The organism is Candidatus Infernicultor aquiphilus (assembly GCF_002784285.1).
Classification (GTDB): Bacteria; Atribacterota; Phoenicimicrobiia; order Phoenicimicrobiales; family Phoenicimicrobiaceae; genus Infernicultor; species Infernicultor aquiphilus.
Map to the genome: position 1 here is coordinate 1 of NZ_PFKO01000025.1, position 1,425 is coordinate 1,425.

Annotated in this window: 1 protein-coding gene; it reads right to left on the minus strand. The window is 39.4% G+C overall.

Annotated features, from left to right (window positions below; translation table 11 throughout):
* Positions 1–112: 112 nt before the first annotated feature.
* The gene (ltrA, locus tag COZ07_RS00835) at positions 113–1,423 is read right to left on the minus strand and encodes a group II intron reverse transcriptase/maturase (RefSeq protein ID WP_406606718.1); all 1,311 of its coding nucleotides are present in this window, start codon (positions 1,421–1,423) and stop codon (positions 113–115) included.
* Positions 1,424–1,425: the final 2 nt, after the last annotated feature.

The following is a 1,425-nucleotide window of genomic DNA, read 5'->3' on the forward strand; positions in this document are numbered from 1 at the left end:
TCTTCCCGTTTCCTTATGGAAGTGTCACAATATTAGTTCCCTGGCTAATTGAAAGCCCACCCCTCACAGAACCGTGCTTGCACTATTAATGCACACGGCTCTTCATATTATCTTAACATAAGTAACTAAGGTTAGAAGATAAATCATAAATATGGACGTAAATCTTAGGGTTAGGCAAAGGATAGCGTTTTAGGAATAGATTAAACTTATTCCAATCAAAGCTTCTCCTTTGACTCCTTCTATTCATCCATTTAAACAAAAGTTTACCGACTTCCGTCCTGAAACTTACCAAGGCTTTAGTATTATCAGTTATACCGTAATAGCGGTAATAACCGAGTAGCTTAATAGTAAGTTTCTGCATTATGATTTTAATCTCCATATTTCTATTAATTCTCAGCCAATCTTTACAGCGTTTAAGGCTTGCCGAGAGCTTCTTTCTCGAGGTCTTCCTCTTTACTCGAAATTTGCCTTTCTTGCTTTTGCTAGCATAATGAGTAAAGCCTAAGAAATCGAAGGTCTGAGGCATTACTTTATCTAAGCTGTCTTTCCCAAACGCTATAATCCTACTTTTATCTTCTGCCACTTCCAGATTAAAAGTCTTCAATCTTTCAGTTAGGTCTTGATAGAAACTATAGGCCTCTTCCTGATATTGAAAACAGCAGACAAAATCATCAGCATAACGTATCAGATAGGCTGAACCCTTACATCTTTTCCTTACCGTCTCCTCAAACCATAGGTCAAGTACATAGTGTAGGTAGATATTAGCCAAAAGAGGGGAGATTATCCCTCCCTGGGGAGTTCCTTCTGGAGTAAGAAGAAGCCTGTCTTCTTCCATAACCCCTGCCTTTAAGAATTTTACCACCAGTCGCCCTATCTTAGGGTCAGCTATCCTAATGGCTAGAAACTCCATTAATCTTTTATGGTCTAAGTGTTCGAAGAATCCCTTTATATCCACATCTACTAGGTAGTTTATCCCCTTCTTCTCTATGATGTAATTTAGTGCTTTTAAGGCTTCATGACAACCCCGCTGAGGTCTGAACCCATAGGAACTATTTAAGAAATCCTGTTCATAGATGGCGTCCAGTATCTCCTTTAAAGCTAACTGTACCAGTTTATCCTCATAGGCTGGTATGCCCAGAGGTCTGGCCTTAGTAGTACCTATTTTGGGAATATATCTTCTCAAGACAGGCTGAGGCCTATAGGCGTTTCTTTTCATTCTAGTTATTAGACCTCTGACGTTCTCGGTTAGGTTCTCTTCGTATTGGTCTTTAGTTACCTTATCTAGGCCAGGAGCTTTCTTAGCCTTCATTTGTCGATGAGCTTGGACCAGCGATTCTTCATTAATCAAGTGTACTAAAGATGTAAACCTCTCTTTTGGTCTTTCCTTAGCTATCCTTGCTATCCTTTCCAGTTTTGTTTGCATTT